Below are 17,071 nucleotides of genomic sequence, written 5' to 3'. Positions count from 1 at the left end.
ACTTGATACTAGTTTCTTAAAGGTTTTCCTTTAGTTAACATATATTGAATTCTCTCTAAAGTCTTACGTTCTGTACATAAACTCAAGAAAGCTTCACGTTCGATATCTAATAAATATTGTTCAGATACTAAAGTCGCTTCAGATAAATCACCACCAGCCATTACGTAAGCCAGTTTGTTTGCAATTTTCTTATCGTGCTCAGAAATGTATTTTCCAGCTTCCATTTGATCCGTTCCAACTAAGAACATCCCAAGAGCTTGTTTTCCTAATACTTTCACATCAGTTCTTCTGATAGGTTGCGTATAACCCGCTTCTGCCATTAACAAAGCATGTTTTTTAGCTTCGGCAATCTGACGATCTTTGTTTACTACAATAACATCTTTTCCGTGTTGAAGAAGACCTGTATCAAAAGCTTCATAACCAGAAGTCGAAACTTTTGCCATTGCTATTGTTAAGAAATACTCTTGAAGAACGTTTAATTCGACATCATTTTTGCGGAATAAATCTGAAGCTCTCAAAGCCATTTCTTTAGATCCACCACCACCAGGAAGTACACCAACACCAAACTCAACTAATCCCATATATGTTTCAGCAGCAGCAACCACTTTATCAGCGTGTAAGCTCATTTCGCATCCACCACCAAAAGTCATTCCGTGAGGCGCTACTACAACTGGAATAGAAGAGTAACGAACACGCATCATTGTATCTTGGAATAATTTAATTGCCATGTTCAATTCGTCGTATTCCTGCTCAACTGCCATCATGAAAATCATTCCGATATTAGCACCAACAGAGAAATTCGCTGCTTGGTTACCAATAACTAAACCTTGGTATTCTTTTTCAGATAAGTCGATTGCTTTATTGATAGCTTGTAGAACGTCGCCACCAATTGTATTCATTTTAGATTGGAATTCTAAGTTCAAAATTCCGTCTCCTAAATCCTGAATAATTGCACCACTATTACTCCAAACTTTTTTGCTTTCGCGAATGTTGTTTAGGATAATGAATGAATCTTGTCCAGGAACTTTAACTTGTGATTTTGTTGGAATGTTGTAGAAATAAGTAGCTCCTTCTTTTACAGAGTAGAAACTTTCGCTTCCTGAAGCTAGCATTTCGTTAACCCATGCAGCAGGCTCTAAACCTTCTGCTTTCATGATTTCGATTCCTTTTGCAACACCAATAGCGTCCCAAATTTCGAATGGACCATTTTCCCATCCAAAACCAGCTTTCATGGCATCGTCAATTTTGTATAATTCGTCTGAGATTTCAGGAATTCTGTTTGATACATAAGCAAACATTCCAGCGAAACTCTTACGGTAAAATTCTCCCGCTTTGTCTGTTCCTTTTACTAAAACTTTAAAACGATTGATAGGTTTATCGATAGTTTTTGTTAGTTCAAGAGTAGCAAAATTTGCTTTTTTAGCAGCGCGGTATTCTAATGTATCTAAGTCTAAAGAAAGAATATCTTTATCTACTTTTTTATAAAAACCTTGACCTGTTTTACTTCCTAACCATTTATTCTCCATCATTTTATTGACAAAATCAGGAAGCTTAAACAATTCGTGTTGTTCGTCATTAGGGCAGTTTTCATAAATACCGTTGGCAACGTGTACCAAAGTATCTAAACCAACAACGTCAACAGTACGGAAAGTAGCCGATTTTGGACGACCAATTACAGGGCCTGTCAATTTATCAACTTCTTCGATCGTTAATCCCATTTCTTTTACCAAGTGGAATAAACTTTGGATTCCGTAAATACCAATTCTGTTTCCAATAAACGCCGGAGTATCTTTAGCAACAACAGATGTTTTTCCTAAAAATTTAGATCCGTATTCGTTTAAGAAATCCAATACTTCAGTCGAAGTTTTTGGACCAGGAATAATTTCAAATAATTTTAAGTAACGCGCAGGGTTAAAAAAGTGAGTTCCGCAGAAGTGTTGTTGAAAATCTTCGCTTCTTCCTTCGCTCATAAAGTGAATAGGAATTCCAGAAGTGTTAGAAGTAACCAAAGTTCCCGGTTTACGGAATTTCTCGATTTGTTCAAAAACTAATTTCTTAATGTCCAAACGCTCCACAACAACCTCGATAATCCAATCGACATTGGCAATTTTTGCCATATCATCTGTTGTATTTCCAGTTGTGATTCGGCTTGCGAATTTTTGGCTGTAAATAGGAGATGGTTTCGATTTTAATGAATTCGCCAAATGTTCGTTTACCACACGGTTGCGAACGGCTTTACTTTCAAGTGTCAATCCTTTTTTAGCTTCAGCTTCGGTCAATTCACGCGGTACGATGTCTAGAAGTAAAACTTCAACACCAATATTTGCAAAATGACAAGCTATTCCTGAACCCATAATTCCGGATCCAATTACAGCAACTTTTTTAATTGTGCGTTTCATAGGTACTTAATATTTGTTTTTTTGTAGAAAAGGAATCTGTTTGCGAAAAACTATTCATTCTCTTTATTCTCTGTTTGATTAAATATGTTTTTGTCCTGAATTAACTCATTTATGATTTCCGAAACTTCGATAAAATGTTTCAGTTTTTCGTCTGAGACATGTTTTCTAACGGTTTCATTAAATTTTAGAACAGTATTTTTAGATAATTCTCTTTTTTCTTTTCCAAAGTCCGTCAAGTATATTAAAACACCGCGACCGTCACTTGGGTTTTTTTTGCGAACAATTAAACCTTTGTCTTCCATTGATTTTAATGTTCTGGTTAAGCTCGTGGCTTCCATACCCATTCTTGGGCCAAGAGCGGTCGATGGAGTACCTTCTTCTTTATCGATACTCAAAAGAGCAAAACCGGTTGCCATAGTGGCATCGTATTTGGCAGCTTCTTCATTGTACATTCTTGAAACGGCTTGCCAAGTAGCTCTCAAAATATAATCTATTGTTTTCTCTTTCATAGGTAACTATATCGATTTCAAATATAATCAAAAAATACTATGCGTGCATATTATTTTTTCATAATTTTTTGGTTAATAAAAAAATAACTCTGATTTAGAGTGGTTTATGGTTTAATTTTAACTGAAATATACTATTCTTTTTTTAGATTTTAACAATTTTAATGCTGTAAAAATTGCTTTATGGTATTTATTCAGGGTTTAATTCCGTTTTTTGTAAAAAATTATGGTTTTAATTCAGAACTATGTTTGGCTTCATATCTAGATAAAGCCTTTATAAGGATCTTTTTCATGCGATTTCGGAGGTTTTCTGGCCGCAGAATTTCGATTCCGTCACCAAACCCCAATAAAATGCGTTCCATCTCGTAATTTGAAGTAATAAACAAATGAATGATAATACTCTTGTCCGCATTTTCTTTAATCAACCGCTGAGATTCATGCAAAGGCTTCGTTAATACATAAGGCGCATTTATGGCATCAATCCAAAGTTCAATTCTTGTGGGGCGTGAACCCGTATTAACCGTTACGCCAATTACGTTTTTGTAAAACAAATTGGCATCAAAATCTTCTTCTATATAAGGAAGGTTAAAATCATAATCGATGGCAATGATTCGATCAAGTGCCAAATTGCTAATAGGAGCAGACTCTTTTTTCTTGCCAACCAAAAACCATCTGTTGTTGAATTCCTTTAAAATAAAAGGATGAAAATGAAACTTATTTTCGTCTTTAGATTTAAACGATTTATAGGTTATTACAAGAACGATTTTTTTGATAATCGCCTGATAAATTTCATCTAAATAATGCAGTCCTTTTAGTTTCTCATTTTTATCCAAATATATAACCGGTTTGGTATGCGACTTTTCCGAGTAGATTTTATCCTCCAAACGTTGTAAAATATCCGATACATCATTAAACAAAGAGAAATCCTTAAATTGTTTTAGCATCGAAACCGTTTCGGTCAAAACATTCATATCCGTTTCCGTTAGCGGAATATCTGTTATTGTAAAATCTTCGTCTTCATATTTATAATACTTTTTGTCATAAACGACAATTGGTGCATTGTAACCCAGTTTTTCGCTCCGCATTAATTGAATGTCCATCTGAATCGTTCGTTTGCTTATTGGGTTTGCACGACCTTCGTACTCAAATAAAGCTTCAGAACAGCATTCGATTAAATCCTCAAGCGTCCATTGCCTGTATTTGTTTTGCAGGCATTTGTCGATGGTTTTATATCGTATTAAGGCATTTTTGTTTTGTGACATGGTTTATGTTGTTTTGGGCGTGTCCCTCCGGGTCGGGCTTTCGGCTAAATCTTTTATTCCGCTATCGCTTCATAAAAGGATACCGCCTCAATCCCTCACGCATTTACGTTAATAGTGAAATCTCGTTTTCAATGATTTTATTTTCGTTCCAATTTTCCGTAAAGACGTACTGCAGTGCGTCTAACGTATTGTGGATATTCGTTGCGTAGACGCACTGCCGTGCGTCTCTACAGATATACTTTATATTAAAAATGAAATTTCCTTTTCAATATTAACTCTCGCTTTCTCCTCATACAAATCCCTAAATTCCTCAGTCTGAAAAATAAACTCATTCTCCAAAAAATGTTTCAACGCTTTTGCGCGTCCAGGTTTATAGAGAAAATCAGGATAAATGCGGTATTCTTTTCTAATTTGCTCGAAATAGATTTTATAATCGTCCCAATCTTTAGAAAGGATTTTCAAATCAAAATCGATTAACCAATTAATGTCTTCAATAGAATTTTGTTGATGTTGTTGTGTAGCACAAATAGCATCAAAAACTAATTGTTTATTTATGCTGACATTTTCAGGTAAAATCGCCAAAGCATATTCGGCACTTTTGAGTTCGTTATCTTTTTTAGAAGCGGAATACACAAAATCATGATAAAAAATAGAAAATAATATTTCACTCGGATTTTGAAGTTTATCGCGATACGTTTCAAAACCATCAATCATTTCTTCTAAATGCGTGAGATTATGATAATGCCTTGATTTTTTGGAATATGCCTTTTCTAATTCCAACCAGTTTTGCTGAATTTCATTTGCCGAAAAGCCAATTTTCAAAAGTAATTCAGAATAAATTTTCTGTAAATTCATCTTGTTTTTTACTCAAATTTAAAATTCTTTTTTTACTGCGCAAAATAATTGCGTAGTGGTTTTGAAATCTTTGTCCAGAAATAAAAACAAATTTTATTTCTAAAAAATGAAACTGGTAATGAGTTGAAACAAATGATTGGTATATAATCTCGGAAGTTGTGACATAATTATTAATAGATTAAATTTAAACCACGAGTCTTGTAATGCATTCGTAGTTTTTTAAATACATAAATTAAATAAAACTTTATGAAAGTTAACAAGAATAAATATTTTGATGCTATCGAAAAAGCTTTGGATAATGCTAAAGAACTAATTGAAGAAGCAGAGATTTTAGTAAAATATAATAGAAATGCACGAGCTTACACGCTTTTTCAATTTTCGATTGAAGAAGTAGGAAAAGCATTTTTAGTATTTCAATTTGTCTTAAATGGAAATATAGAAGATGTTGAAGAGACAAAAAAGTTTTTTAAAGATTTTACTAGTCATACGGTTAAAACTAAAACTTCTGAAGGTATAGATTTTATGTTTGCTTTAGCAATTGAAAAAAGTTCTTATTCGAAAAAATTAATAGAAGAATTTATATTTGAGAGAGTTGATGTTACTGTCTCTAATAATTATAAAAATTATAGTCTTTACGCCTCTTTTAAAGATGAAGAATTTTATAAACCATCAGAAATTATAACTAAAAATATGTTAGATAAGATTTCTCAAAATGCAAAATTCCGATTACAAGTTGGAAGCTCATTTATAAAACTTGGAGTTAAAAATTATGATGTTCTTTTTGAAACTAGAAATAATTTTGATGAAAGAGAATTATCTGAAGAAACTAAGAAAAAGATCGAAGAACTTCTAAACTCAAAATTTGATTAAAATTAGTATTTGAATCTTAGAAAAATAAATTGATAGACATGGAAAATTCAGAATATACAATACATCCTTTTAATGAAGTTTTCTACATAGAATCGTTATTAAATAAAACAAGTTCAATTTTGAATGATGTTGAATCATTAAATGACATTTTTGAAAATGAATATTATGATTGTCAAAATGATGATTTGATATTAGATTTACTTCAAAACATCATTCTTACAGCAGGAGGGATTTCTCGATTTTTTTGGCCTTCAAAGAACGGGTATTATAAAATTAGAGGAAAAGAGTTACGTAAAGTTTATCTTGTTGATGATTCAAATGTTTTAAAAAATAGAGATATGCGAAATCTTATAGAACATTTTGACGAGAAATTAGATGATTTTTTGAAAGAATTTAATAGTGGAACAGTCATGCCAAAATATGTGGGACCAATAAGTTATGTAGATGATATTAGGACAGTTTTTAGAGCATATTTTTATGATATGGGTATTTTTAAGATTTTCAATGTGGAATATAAAATTGAACCAATTATAAATGAAATTAGTAGAATTCATGATATTTTATTGCTACAAGAAGGAAAAGGCGGTCGCTTTATACCCAGATAACTAGCGAAGTAGTAAAAAAAAACTTTACCTCTATGAGCATCTGCAACTTTGCCTCTTAAGAAAATACAAACAATGAACACACAAATAAACGGTACAGATATATTAGAATTAGGATTCCCTGAAGGAAAAATAATTGGGATTGCCTTAAAAATAAATACCAAAATAAACAGATTCACAAGAGATGAAATGATTGCTAATTTCAAAAACGTCTTAGAAAATCCTGAAAATTATATAGACGATAAAATCTTCAACAAATTGGCTGTGGCTTTAATCGAAAAATCGAATGAGAAACCAGAAGACTTTATTGCTTTAAATGAAACGCCAAATGCGTATTCGGCATACGGATTAGATCATATAGAAGATGGCGCCAGAAAACAAATGGAAGTAGCCATGAAATTACCTGTTACTGTTGCAGGAGCTTTAATGCCAGATGCACATCAAGGTTACGGATTGCCAATTGGTGGAGTTTTAGCCACTAAAAATGCCATTATTCCGTATGGAGTTGGAGTTGATATTGGATGTAGAATGGCATTGTCTGTTTATGATATTCCGGAAGATTTTTACTTTGAAAACGAAGCTAAATTTAAAAGAGAATTAATTTCAAACTCCATTTTTGGAGCAGGTCATGGATTTCATGGTCAATACAAATCAGATCATGCGGTTTTAGAAAACGATGCTTTTAATATGAATCCGTTTGTGAAAAATTTAAAAGATAAAGCTTGGTCGCAATTGGGATCTTCAGGTGGTGGAAATCACTTTGTAGAATTTGGAATTATGGAATTTGCAAAAGATGATGCCGTTTTAAATATTCCGAAAGGAAAATATGTTGCGTTGTTAACGCATTCGGGTTCGCGCGGAATGGGTGCAACAATTGCCGGACAATATACTAAAATTGCCAAAGACGTTTGTAAACTTCCCGAAGTTGCAAGAAATTTGGCCTATTTGGATATGAATTCACAATTGGGGCAGGAATATTGGATGGCGATGAATCTTGCAGGAGATTATGCTTCGGCCTGTCATGAAATTATCCATAATAAAATGGAAAAAGCTTTAGGTGCTAATATTTTAGCCAAGGTTGAAAATCATCATAATTTTGCATGGAAAGAAGTTTGGAATGGTGAAGAAGTTATTGTGCATAGAAAAGGAGCGAGTCCGGCAGGAAAAGGCGTGATGGGAATCATTCCGGGAAGCATGACTGCACCGGGATTTTTGGTGAGAGGAAAAGGAGAAGAGAACGCCATAAACTCGGCTTCGCACGGAGCAGGAAGACAAATGAGTAGAACAAAAGCTATAAAAAGTATTACGCAAACAGAGATGAAATCGATCTTGAAAGATCATGGCGTAACACTTATTGGTGCTGGTCTTGATGAGGCACCAATGGCTTATAAGGATATATATCAGGTTATGGAAGCACAACAGGATTTAGTTGATGTAGTAGCCAAATTTATACCAAAATTAGTGAGAATGGCAGATGATGGAAGTAGAGAAGATTAATTAAAATAAAAGAATACAAAAATTGTATCAATAAAAAAATATAGATTTTAAACTAAAACGCCCTGAAAATCAAGGCGTTTTTTTGTTTTAAAGACTTTTGAAAAAAAATAATTTTTTACTGCGCAAAATAATTGCGCACTAGAATTTGAATATTTGCTCAAGAAATAAAACAAGTTCTTTTATAAACTGAAATACATCAAAGGAGACTTTGATTTACAATATCAAACAAGTCCTGTTGCGTGTTTCTGTATAGCACCATTGTAGAGAACTTTTCGCAAAAGCGTATTATGTTTTTCTATGCAACTTGATTTGGAGGTTTTAGGTTGTTTTCCAAAAAACGATCTCACTCTATAGGTCATGGGTTCGACTCCCATTCGCAGTAATGCGATAGTTCAGTTGGCAAGAACAATAGAAAATTCGCAGGTTCGAATCCTGCACTGATTTAGGTTCAGTTTGACAGCGGCTTGTCGCTAGAGACCATCACTCTTAAAAAGATGACCAGGAAAAAACTGATTTGTCTTTGTCAGTGAAATTTTAGTCTAGTTCCGAAACTTCGGAATCGGGACGAGGCTAAAATTTCACACTCACGATAAGACCAGTGCGAACAGAAATGTATTTTGAAATACTCATTTTCTTTTCGGTTTGATTGTTTAAGGATTCTTAGAATCGCTTTTACAAAATAGAGCCGCAAACAATAGGAGTAAACAAACCGCAAACTGTTCGTCCGTTTTTCTCGGAGGAGAGAGACAATGAAGTTTTTTTATAGAAAAGAAAAAATAATGCCACAGATTTCACAGATTCACACTGATTAAAATAAAGTGAATTTTATATGAAAGAAATCATTTTAATCTGTGAAATCTGTGGTAAATAAATAATTAACCTAACGGGCAAACTTAAAAAAAATGAAGATGATAAAAAGAATTAAAATCGAGGCGTACCAAGTGGGTTTGGTATTCGAAAACGGAAAATTAGTGAATGTATTAGAAGCAGGTTTACATTGGATTTTTGGAGACAAAAATGTGATGACTTACCATATGAATACAGCTTTTCAAGCGCCATTTGAGTTGAATATTTTGTTGGAAAACGAAAAATTGGCTTTGATGTTGCAAATTGTTGAGGTTGCCGATAATGAGATTGTTTTGCAATTTGTAAACGGAAACTTTAAAGGTGTTTTGCCTGCGGGTAGATATGCGTTTTGGAAAGGTATTGTAAAAAATGAATTCACAAAAGTAGATGTTTCTAAAATTGAAATTACAGAGAATGTTGCTGTCAATTTATTAGAAAATGCTCAATTGAGACTTTTTACAAGAAAGTATATTGTGTCTAGTAATTATAAAGCTTTGTTGTTTGTAAACGGAACTTTTGTAAAGGAGTTAAAAGCCGGAACACACTACTTTTGGAACAACGCCATTACTATTGAAGTTAAAACTGTTGATGCCAGACAACAACAAGTTGAGATTTCTGGACAAGAATTGTTGACGAAAGATAAAGCAGGATTAAGAATCAACTTTTTTGTGAGATACCAAGTGGTTGATATCATGAAAGCTTTGGTCGATAACAAAGACTTTGATAAACAATTGTATGTGGCGATGCAATTGGCTTTGAGAGCTTTTGTTGGCGGATTGACTTTGGATGAATTATTGAGCAAAAAGGACACAATTGCCGAAGCGATTTTGGCAGAAGTAACTGCTAAGATCGACGACTTGGGATTGGTGATTTCTGATGCTGGAATTCGAGATGTAATTTTGCCTGGAGATATGAAAGAAATCATGAATCAGGTTTTGGTTGCCGAGAAAAAAGCGCAAGCCAACAGCATCATGAGAAGAGAAGAAACCGCCGCAACCAGAAGTTTATTGAACACTGCAAAGTTGATGGAAGATAACGAAATGTTGTGGAAATTGAAAGAAATGGAATATGTAGAGAAAATTGCCGATAAAATTGGTGAAATCACAATTTCAGGTGGCGGAAACGTTATCAGTCAATTAAAGGAAATCTTCGTGAAATAAAAATGGCTGTCTCGTAAAGGACAGCCTTTTTCTTAGGTTATTTATTTTGATTTTTAAGTGAATTCGCAAGTGGGACGTGGGCTCCACAAAGAAAGAAATGCGAACTGTGTAAAATAGCAATCATTAAGGTAATTGTTGTAAAAATCTTATTTTTAGCAAAATTTGTTAAATTAATACAAAATATATTATATTTGTATCTGTAATTAAAAAATAGAAAAATACAGATGATACTTTCAGCAATCCTTAGTTTTGAACCTTTAGCCGGAGATTTTCCAGTTGAAGCGACAGGATGCAATAAGTATTTTTATGAAATTGAAATATAAATTTTAGAGTTTAAACTCAACATAAATATATAAAAGCATCCTTATTTGAGGGTGCTTTTTTTGTTTTAAGCACTTCGACTTCGCTCAGTGTGACAATAAAAATCGCTCAGTGTGACAAAAAAAAAGTTTCGATTTCGCTCAACATGACGACAAAAAGATGAAAAACAGACCATAACCAAAAATATTAAAAAAAATAATTAACCAAATGTTTAATGATTAATAAAAATAGCGAAATATAATCTTGAAAAGTAATCTGGTGAGTAACAGTCATTTGATAAAAGATAAATCTGCACCAGTTTGCGGACAGGGATTCCTTTGCTCTATTTTTTACGTAACTAATTATAAGTCAGTGAAATAATATTGAAAATGATTTGGAAATATGATTTTTTCGACATTATCTTTGCCTAACAAAATTGAAACAATAAGTTTCGCAGAACAACAACAACAACAACAACAACAATTTTAAAAATAAAACAATATGAGTTTTAAATTATACATAAACAACAAAGGATTAGCGGCCACGACTTCGAATAGTGAATGCTTTTACATGCTGGTGCATCAATATAGACAATAGGATAATTATATCGTATTTGTTATGAAGCACCTTTAATTGGGTGCTTTTTTTATGCCTTGGCGGCAAGGAACAAAGGGACAAAGGTTCAGAGTGCTAAAAAAAAACTTAGTGACTTAGCACCTCAGTACTTCAGAAGCTTAAAAAAAATTAACAATAAAAATTTTAGGATGAATCAAAAAATAGGACTTAGGTCAGACTATAGTGGTCAAACAGATAAAGTGGAATTTGGTGAGTTACCGTTTGCCTCAAGTAAAGAAACGGATTTAGAACTTATTAACCTATGGAAAAGAAAGGTGAATTTTAAGGAAATTATATATATCATTTAGAGATGTTTCTCTAGTAAAGCAATGGTGCTTTTAAACTTTTGTGATATTGAATTTTCCAGAAAAACCTTCGATTTCTTGAGACTTCCAAGAATTGCAAAAATAAAAATACCATGCAAAACAATACATTAGAAAAATATAAAAAAGCAATTAGAAAAAAATACGAGATCGAAAAAGAAGGTAAATACTTTGATTATTTGTACAAACCTTCTCGTGGAGTACTTCGTGATTTATGCTGGTTGATTTTCGAAAATAACCCAACAAAAGATGACTTGAACGTTTTTAGTAATTTATTAGGATTAGATTTCGATCATAGTAAAAAGAATAAGTTTAAGGAGAAAAAAGATAAGTTTAGACCTATCGAGACGTTCTTTAAAGGCGAAACAGAGCTGTCAAATATCGATGCTATAAATATGGCAGCTATTTTGGTTGACTTTGAGCCACGTCCTTTTAAAAGGTTTTACGAAAATTCTAAAACCGAAGAAATAAAACCAGTTAAACGAATTGAAAAAGTTCAAGCAATTTTTGAAAAAAAGAGTTCTGTAAAAAAAGAAAAGCTTGAAAAAAAGTCTAAGAAAAGAAGTTTCTTTCGAGATTTTAAAAGCATGTTCTTCTAGTAAACAGAAGTGCAGAATTGCAAAAACGCAATTTGTAAATTGAAGGAAATCTTCGTGAAATAAAAAAAGGCTGTCTTATAAAAGACAGCCTTTTTCGTTGGTTAATTATTTTGATTTTTAATTGTGATCGTAGATTTTAAAGTAAAGATCTTTATAAATTTCTTTAATGATTTTACGTTTCAATTTTAAAGTAGGAGTCAATTGTCCGCCATCGATAGACCAAACATCTGGAGTTAACTCAAAACGTTTGATTTGTTCCCAGTGTCCAAATTTTTTGTTGATTCCTTCAATTTCTTCGTCAATACGTTTAATAACGTCTTTATTCTCACTAATTGCTGAATCTGTGTTTCCTAAAGTTATTTTATGAATTTTCGCCCATTCTTTTACAAATTCAAAATTAGGCTGAATAAAAGCGGCAGGCATTTTTTCGCCTTCACCAATTACCATAATTTGCTCAATAAAACGCGATTGTTTCATGGCATTTTCAATTAGTTGAGGTGCAATATATTTTCCGCCAGAAGTCTTGAACATTTCTTTTTTACGGTCAGTAATTTTCAAGAAACCTTCGCTGTCAATCTCTCCAATATCTCCCGTATGAAAATATCCGTCAATTAAAGCTTCGGCAGTTTTTTCAGGATCTTTAAAATAGCCTAACATTACGTTTGGTCCTTTGCAAAGAATTTCTCCGTCTTGTGCAATTTTAACTTCAACATTGCGAATTACTTTTCCAACAGTTCCAATCTTGAAACCTCTGTTTCTTTGATCGTTTACGGCAATTACAGGCGATGTTTCAGATAAACCGTAACCTTCCATAACCGGAATTTCTGCGGCAGCAAAAACTCTCGTTAAACGCGGTTGCAATGCAGCACTTCCGGAAACCATTAAATCTAAATTTCCACCCAAACCTTCTTTCCATTTACTAAAAATAAGTTTGCGGGCAATTTTTAATTGAAATTCATACCAAGCACCATTTGCTCCGTATGGCTCATATCTTAGGCCTAAATCGATAGCCCAGAAAAATAGTTTTTTCTTAATACCTGTTAATTCAGCACCTTTTGCATAAATTTTATCGTAAACTTTTTCTAAAAGTCTTGGTACAGCTGTAATAACTGTTGGACGAACTTCTTTTAAGTTGTCACTAATTTTATCAATAGATTCACCAAAATAAACCGAAACACCATAATATTGATAGATGTATAAAATCATTCTTTCAAAAATATGACAAATAGGCAAGAAGCTCAAAGCAGTGCTTTTTCCTGGATCAAACGGAATTCTTGGTGCGCTGTCTAATACATTCGAAACAATATTTTTGTGCGAAAGCATAACGCCTTTTGGTCTTCCTGTAGTTCCGGAAGTATAAATAATAGTAGCCAAATCATCTGTTTGAATACTGTCTTTTCTGGCTTCAACTTCATTTTGGTTGCTTTCATCGGCACCAAGAGTCAATAATTCTGACCAATGTTTGCAACCCGGGATTTCATTAAAAGAATAAACTTCTTTTAGAGTTGGTACATTTGCTTGTATCGCTTTTACTTTTTGGTAAACTTCATCATCAGATACAAAGCAGTAAATACTACCACTATGATTTAATATATATTCGTAATCTTCTTCGGAAATTGTTGGATAAATAGGAACGTTTTGTGCTCCGGTTTGCAAAATACCAATATCCATGATATTCCACTCCGTACGGTTGTTTGATGTTATTAAAGCAATTTTATCATCTTTTTGAACGCCTATACGTAATAATGCTCTCGAAACAGCATTTGCTTTTGCAATATATTCCTGGCTAGATGTTTTTTCCCAAACTCCATTTTTTTTGGTTGCTAATGCAACTGGAAGGGCATAAGTTTCTTGTTGATAATAGGGAAAATCAAAAAGGCGTGTGATTGAAACCATGTTTAATATATTGAATTTTATTGCAAATTAAATAAAAAAAGGGTATAATTTTTAAATTTACAGAATTTTATAATAAAAATTATAGGTACTTTAGAAATTCTACGAAAACGTTTTCTTTTTTGTAGTAAAATTTCGAAAAAACAAGAAAAATTTATTTTCAGGTATAAGATTTATGTAGATTACTGAACGCTATAATCTACGTATTCTTTAACTCGTTCTCCCATTAAGAACATTTTTTTCTTGGCGAAGTGAATCGAAAATTGAGAGTAAGTCCAGTCAAGGCTATCATTTAGTCTGTACCAAAAAGTATACGACGCACTATTAAAACCTTCTTTAAAAACCGGAACACCTTCGTCTGTGCATTCGATTCCCCAGTTGATCTTTGTTTTAGTTAAATCGTTAGATTGAATAACTCCGGTTCCGTCTGGATTTAGTACAGTAATAGGTTCTTTTTGTCCGGTAGTAACAAAAGTTCCAGGCACGGGATAACCAATAGTAGTGGTAATAAAATGATCTCGGCCGTTGTAAGTAATTTGATCTACATGAAGTTGAGAATAAGAAGTTGTAGAAACAAAACACAACGTGCTTAGTAATAAATAAAAGGATTTCATTCTGTGTAGGTTTAATTGTTTTTGGAGATGCTTAAAAAAATTGGTGGCACAATTTTTTGGCGAATATAGTTCAAATTTCATTAGAAAAATGAATCCAAATTACAAGAATGATTTTTTTATTTTATCAAAATATTACTCCGTCGAAAACTGATTTTCTAGTAGTTTTTCTTTAAAATCAGATTTAAAAGTATAAGCAAAAGTTACCATTAGAGCACGCGTATCAGATTTTGAAGTTCGATTATTGCTAAACAATAAAGTATTGTTTTTATAGCCACTTTCGAGCGTATTAAACATGTCGGTTACGACTAAGCCAAGTCTGGCATTTCCTCTTCCTAGTTTTTGCTGAAAACCCATATCGACATTATAAATAGGGATTCTTTTTCCTTGTGCTGTGGCTAAAGCCGAATTATAATTTCCAATAATTTGTAGTTTTCCGCCTTTCCACGGAACAAAATTGTTAATCATTTTTCCGTACCAACTAAAAGCATTATTCACCACATCTTGCGCTAGATTAGATGCGTTTATGTTTTGCTGAAAAGCAGTTATGCTAATATTTGCATCATAAAAGCCAACCGGTTTTAAGTTAAAAATAGTTTCTAAACCATAAGTAATGGTACTTCCAATATTTTGAGGTGACAAGAAAATAACGCCATTATCGCGAAGTTCTGCATATTGTCTAATTGTATTTGTAGCATTTCTATAAAAAGCATTGGTCGAGAACGAATATTTTGACCAGTCTTTGTTATAGCTCATTTCGGCAATATGAATAATCTCAGGTTTTAAATACGGATTTCCGCCATGAGGATTCAATGCATCTGTAATATCTATAAATGGATTTAAATCATCCAGATCCGGACGGTTAATACGTTTGCTGTAACCAATTTTTACAGATTGATCTGATGCTAAATTCATTTGAAGCGATGCCGATGGAAAAAGCTTTAAATAATGATTAGAAAAATTATCACTGTTGTTTGCTGTTTTACCATTGTTCGAAACCTGCTCTGCACGCAATCCTAAATTATATTTCCACTTTGGATTTTCTTCTTCTCCAATAAAAGAGTTTAGCATTCCGTAAGCAGCATTAATTTGTTCGTTGTATTTAAAGCCACTGCTTACTAACGGATTTACGACATATTCGCCATTAACCATATCAGCACTTTGAAAATCCGAATTAAAAAATCGGAATGTTCCTTTGTAACCTGTTTCTATAATCGATTTTTCAGAAACAGGAACGGCATAATTTACAATTGCGTTCGAAATATTTTCATGCTCATAATTGTGTGTTCTTTGCAAAAATGCATCACCAATTTGAGTATTATATTGATCATAATAAAAAGTATCGATATCCGTATTTTCTCTATGTTTATTAAACGAAGATGTAATATTTGCATTTAGGCTTTTTCGATCATCGGCAAATTTTCTGTCATAACTAAAAGCCAGTTCACCAACTTTTGAACGTTCTAATTCTAAAGAATGTCTAACATTGTTAGAGAAAAACTGATTCGTATTTGTGTTTACCAGCGTATGCAAAGTTTCGTCATTATCTTGACTTTCCATATTTCCTAAAGCTTCAAACGAAAAACTGTTTCGTTCATTTGGAGAAAAATCAATGTTGAATTTTAAATTCTGTAAGCCTTCAGTTCGTTGATCGCTTCTGTTTTGGTTAATAAAATGCTCATCATCTATAAGATAATTGGTTCTTTCGCCTTTTATTTTTTTAGTTCTTCCGGCAAAACGATTATCATAGCCTAAACCAAAATTCCATTTATCAGTTTTATGATTCAAAAGAACAGAACTGTTTAATCGTCCTTTTGCGCCAAATCCGCCACCCAAAACCACAGCGCCATTCATACCGCTCTGATTATTTTTTTTGAGTTTAATATTGATAATTCCACTTTCGGCATTGGCATCATATTTTGCAGTTGGATTGCTAATAACTTCGATGCTTTCGATACTGCTCGCAGCTATTTGATCCATATTGGTAATTGCCGAGTTTTTTCCGTTAATTAAAATCATCGGAGATTTTCCTCTCAAGGTAATTCCGCCATCAGCATCAACAGAAACAGTAGGAATGTTTTTTAGCATATCAGTTGCAGTTCCGCCAGCTTGCGTAATATTCGAAACCGCATTGAAGATAAAACCACCGTCAGTTTTTTCAATTTGTTTTCTCTGAGATTTTACAACAACAGCATTCAATAAATTAGTGTCGTTTTGTAACGTTATATTTCCCATAGAAATTGGAGCACCATTAAGTTTTACTTTTTGAGTAAAAGTCTTAAATCCAATTAATTTGAATTGTAATTTATAATCTCCTGAAAGTACATTTTCTAATAAAAAATTTCCAGATGCATCTGTTACAGCATAGCTCGCAACTTTTGTAGAATCGCTTGTGTTTTTTAATACAACATCAACAAATTCAATTGGAAGTTTTCCGTCAGAAATAGTTCCTTTAATAGAAGATTTTTGTCCAAAAGAAAATTGGCTAATAGAAAGTAAAAGAAATAGAAAGGCTAGTTTTTGCATCAAATTTTTCATGAGACAAAGATATTTATCCATGTATTTATGCTTGCTTAAGCTGCCTTAAGATATTATTAAATTAGTCTTAGAGTAGTTTAAATTAAAAGGTTTTTTACTTATGTATTATTAATCAACACAAAGTTTGTCATTCCGAGGAACGAGGAATCGCACGCATAACAACAGTAACAATTGTTGATAATCTTTGTCGAATCC

13 protein-coding genes and 1 tRNA gene are annotated in these 17,071 nt (G+C 32.8%); 7 read left to right on the top strand and 7 right to left on the bottom strand.

Annotated elements, in window-relative coordinates; genetic code table 11:
- Window positions 1-8: 8 nt before the first annotated feature.
- The 4 genes from IW18_RS02225 to IW18_RS02210 all read right to left on the bottom strand — a co-directional run bounded on the left by IW18_RS02225 (window position 9) and on the right by IW18_RS02210 (window position 5,022).
- Window positions 9-2,399 carry a 3-hydroxyacyl-CoA dehydrogenase/enoyl-CoA hydratase family protein gene (locus IW18_RS02225; RefSeq protein ID WP_041515963.1) on the bottom strand — a complete coding sequence of 797 codons (2,391 nt, stop codon included), beginning with the start codon at window positions 2,397-2,399 and terminating at the stop codon, window positions 9-11.
- Between the two features lie 50 nt (window positions 2,400-2,449).
- Window positions 2,450-2,908: a MarR family winged helix-turn-helix transcriptional regulator gene (locus IW18_RS02220; RefSeq protein ID WP_041515962.1), complete on the bottom strand. Its 459-nt coding sequence runs from the start codon at window positions 2,906-2,908 to the stop codon at window positions 2,450-2,452.
- 221 nt (window positions 2,909-3,129) lie between these two features.
- Window positions 3,130-4,167 carry a helix-turn-helix transcriptional regulator gene (locus tag IW18_RS02215; protein WP_041515961.1) on the bottom strand — a complete coding sequence of 346 codons (1,038 nt, stop codon included), beginning with the start codon at window positions 4,165-4,167 and terminating at the stop codon, window positions 3,130-3,132.
- 240 nt (window positions 4,168-4,407) lie between these two features.
- Window positions 4,408-5,022, bottom strand: coding sequence for an HD domain-containing protein (locus tag IW18_RS02210; protein ID WP_041515960.1), 615 nt, complete (start codon window positions 5,020-5,022; stop codon window positions 4,408-4,410).
- 246 nt (window positions 5,023-5,268) lie between these two features.
- On the opposite strand from IW18_RS02210, the gene IW18_RS02205 reads away from it, so the two are divergent.
- From IW18_RS02205 to IW18_RS02180, 7 genes are all read left to right on the top strand, one after another.
- A complete protein-coding gene (locus IW18_RS02205; RefSeq protein WP_041515959.1) occupies window positions 5,269-5,892 on the top strand; it encodes an AbiV family abortive infection protein in 624 nt (207 codons plus the stop codon).
- Between the two features lie 38 nt (window positions 5,893-5,930).
- Window positions 5,931-6,497 carry a hypothetical protein gene (locus IW18_RS02200; protein ID WP_052480056.1) on the top strand — a complete coding sequence of 189 codons (567 nt, stop codon included), beginning with the start codon at window positions 5,931-5,933 and terminating at the stop codon, window positions 6,495-6,497.
- A gap of 72 nt (window positions 6,498-6,569) precedes the next feature.
- Window positions 6,570-7,991: an RtcB family protein gene (locus IW18_RS02195; RefSeq protein ID WP_041515958.1), complete on the top strand. Its 1,422-nt coding sequence runs from the start codon at window positions 6,570-6,572 to the stop codon at window positions 7,989-7,991.
- 386 nt (window positions 7,992-8,377) lie between these two features.
- A tRNA-Ser gene (locus tag IW18_RS23145) sits at window positions 8,378-8,435 on the top strand.
- A 464-nt stretch (window positions 8,436-8,899) separates the two neighbouring features.
- Complete coding sequence (locus IW18_RS02190; protein WP_041515957.1) at window positions 8,900-9,997, top strand: slipin family protein; 1,098 nt, start codon at window positions 8,900-8,902, stop codon at window positions 9,995-9,997.
- Between the two features lie 1,064 nt (window positions 9,998-11,061).
- Window positions 11,062-11,220 (top strand): hypothetical protein, encoded by a 159-nt coding sequence (locus IW18_RS23140; RefSeq protein WP_160113202.1) that lies wholly within the window; start codon window positions 11,062-11,064, stop codon window positions 11,218-11,220.
- Window positions 11,221-11,330: 110 nt separating this feature from the next.
- Window positions 11,331-11,834 (top strand): hypothetical protein, encoded by a 504-nt coding sequence (locus IW18_RS02180; protein ID WP_041515955.1) that lies wholly within the window; start codon window positions 11,331-11,333, stop codon window positions 11,832-11,834.
- Window positions 11,835-11,951: 117 nt separating this feature from the next.
- Here IW18_RS02180 and IW18_RS02175 read toward each other — a convergent pair whose 3' ends face one another.
- The 3 genes from IW18_RS02175 to IW18_RS02165 form a co-directional block, all read right to left on the bottom strand.
- Window positions 11,952-13,730, bottom strand: coding sequence for an AMP-dependent synthetase/ligase (locus tag IW18_RS02175; RefSeq protein ID WP_041515954.1), 1,779 nt, complete (start codon window positions 13,728-13,730; stop codon window positions 11,952-11,954).
- A 179-nt stretch (window positions 13,731-13,909) separates the two neighbouring features.
- Window positions 13,910-14,341, bottom strand: coding sequence for a hypothetical protein (locus tag IW18_RS02170; RefSeq protein ID WP_041515953.1), 432 nt, complete (start codon window positions 14,339-14,341; stop codon window positions 13,910-13,912).
- A 132-nt stretch (window positions 14,342-14,473) separates the two neighbouring features.
- Window positions 14,474-16,876 carry a TonB-dependent receptor domain-containing protein gene (locus IW18_RS02165; RefSeq protein WP_041515952.1) on the bottom strand — a complete coding sequence of 801 codons (2,403 nt, stop codon included), beginning with the start codon at window positions 16,874-16,876 and terminating at the stop codon, window positions 14,474-14,476.
- Window positions 16,877-17,071 lie beyond the last annotated feature (195 nt).

The organism is Flavobacterium hibernum (assembly GCF_000832125.1).
Classification (GTDB): domain Bacteria; phylum Bacteroidota; class Bacteroidia; order Flavobacteriales; family Flavobacteriaceae; genus Flavobacterium; species Flavobacterium hibernum.
This window is presented reverse-complemented; position numbering and strand designations above follow the sequence as displayed.

Coding starts and splice junctions, on each gene's coding strand:
- IW18_RS02225 (WP_041515963.1), bottom strand. CDS start 2,399: ATGAAACGCACAATTAAAAAAGTTGCTGTAATTGGATCCGGAATTATG.
- IW18_RS02220 (WP_041515962.1), bottom strand. CDS start 2,908: ATGAAAGAGAAAACAATAGATTATATTTTGAGAGCTACTTGGCAAGCC.
- IW18_RS02215 (WP_041515961.1), bottom strand. CDS start 4,167: ATGTCACAAAACAAAAATGCCTTAATACGATATAAAACCATCGACAAA.
- IW18_RS02210 (WP_041515960.1), bottom strand. CDS start 5,022: ATGAATTTACAGAAAATTTATTCTGAATTACTTTTGAAAATTGGCTTT.
- IW18_RS02205 (WP_041515959.1), top strand. CDS start 5,269: ATGAAAGTTAACAAGAATAAATATTTTGATGCTATCGAAAAAGCTTTG.
- IW18_RS02200 (WP_052480056.1), top strand. CDS start 5,931: ATGGAAAATTCAGAATATACAATACATCCTTTTAATGAAGTTTTCTAC.
- IW18_RS02195 (WP_041515958.1), top strand. CDS start 6,570: ATGAACACACAAATAAACGGTACAGATATATTAGAATTAGGATTCCCT.
- IW18_RS02190 (WP_041515957.1), top strand. CDS start 8,900: ATGATAAAAAGAATTAAAATCGAGGCGTACCAAGTGGGTTTGGTATTC.
- IW18_RS23140 (WP_160113202.1), top strand. CDS start 11,062: ATGAATCAAAAAATAGGACTTAGGTCAGACTATAGTGGTCAAACAGAT.
- IW18_RS02180 (WP_041515955.1), top strand. CDS start 11,331: ATGCAAAACAATACATTAGAAAAATATAAAAAAGCAATTAGAAAAAAA.
- IW18_RS02175 (WP_041515954.1), bottom strand. CDS start 13,730: ATGGTTTCAATCACACGCCTTTTTGATTTTCCCTATTATCAACAAGAA.
- IW18_RS02170 (WP_041515953.1), bottom strand. CDS start 14,341: ATGAAATCCTTTTATTTATTACTAAGCACGTTGTGTTTTGTTTCTACA.
- IW18_RS02165 (WP_041515952.1), bottom strand. CDS start 16,876: ATGAAAAATTTGATGCAAAAACTAGCCTTTCTATTTCTTTTACTTTCT.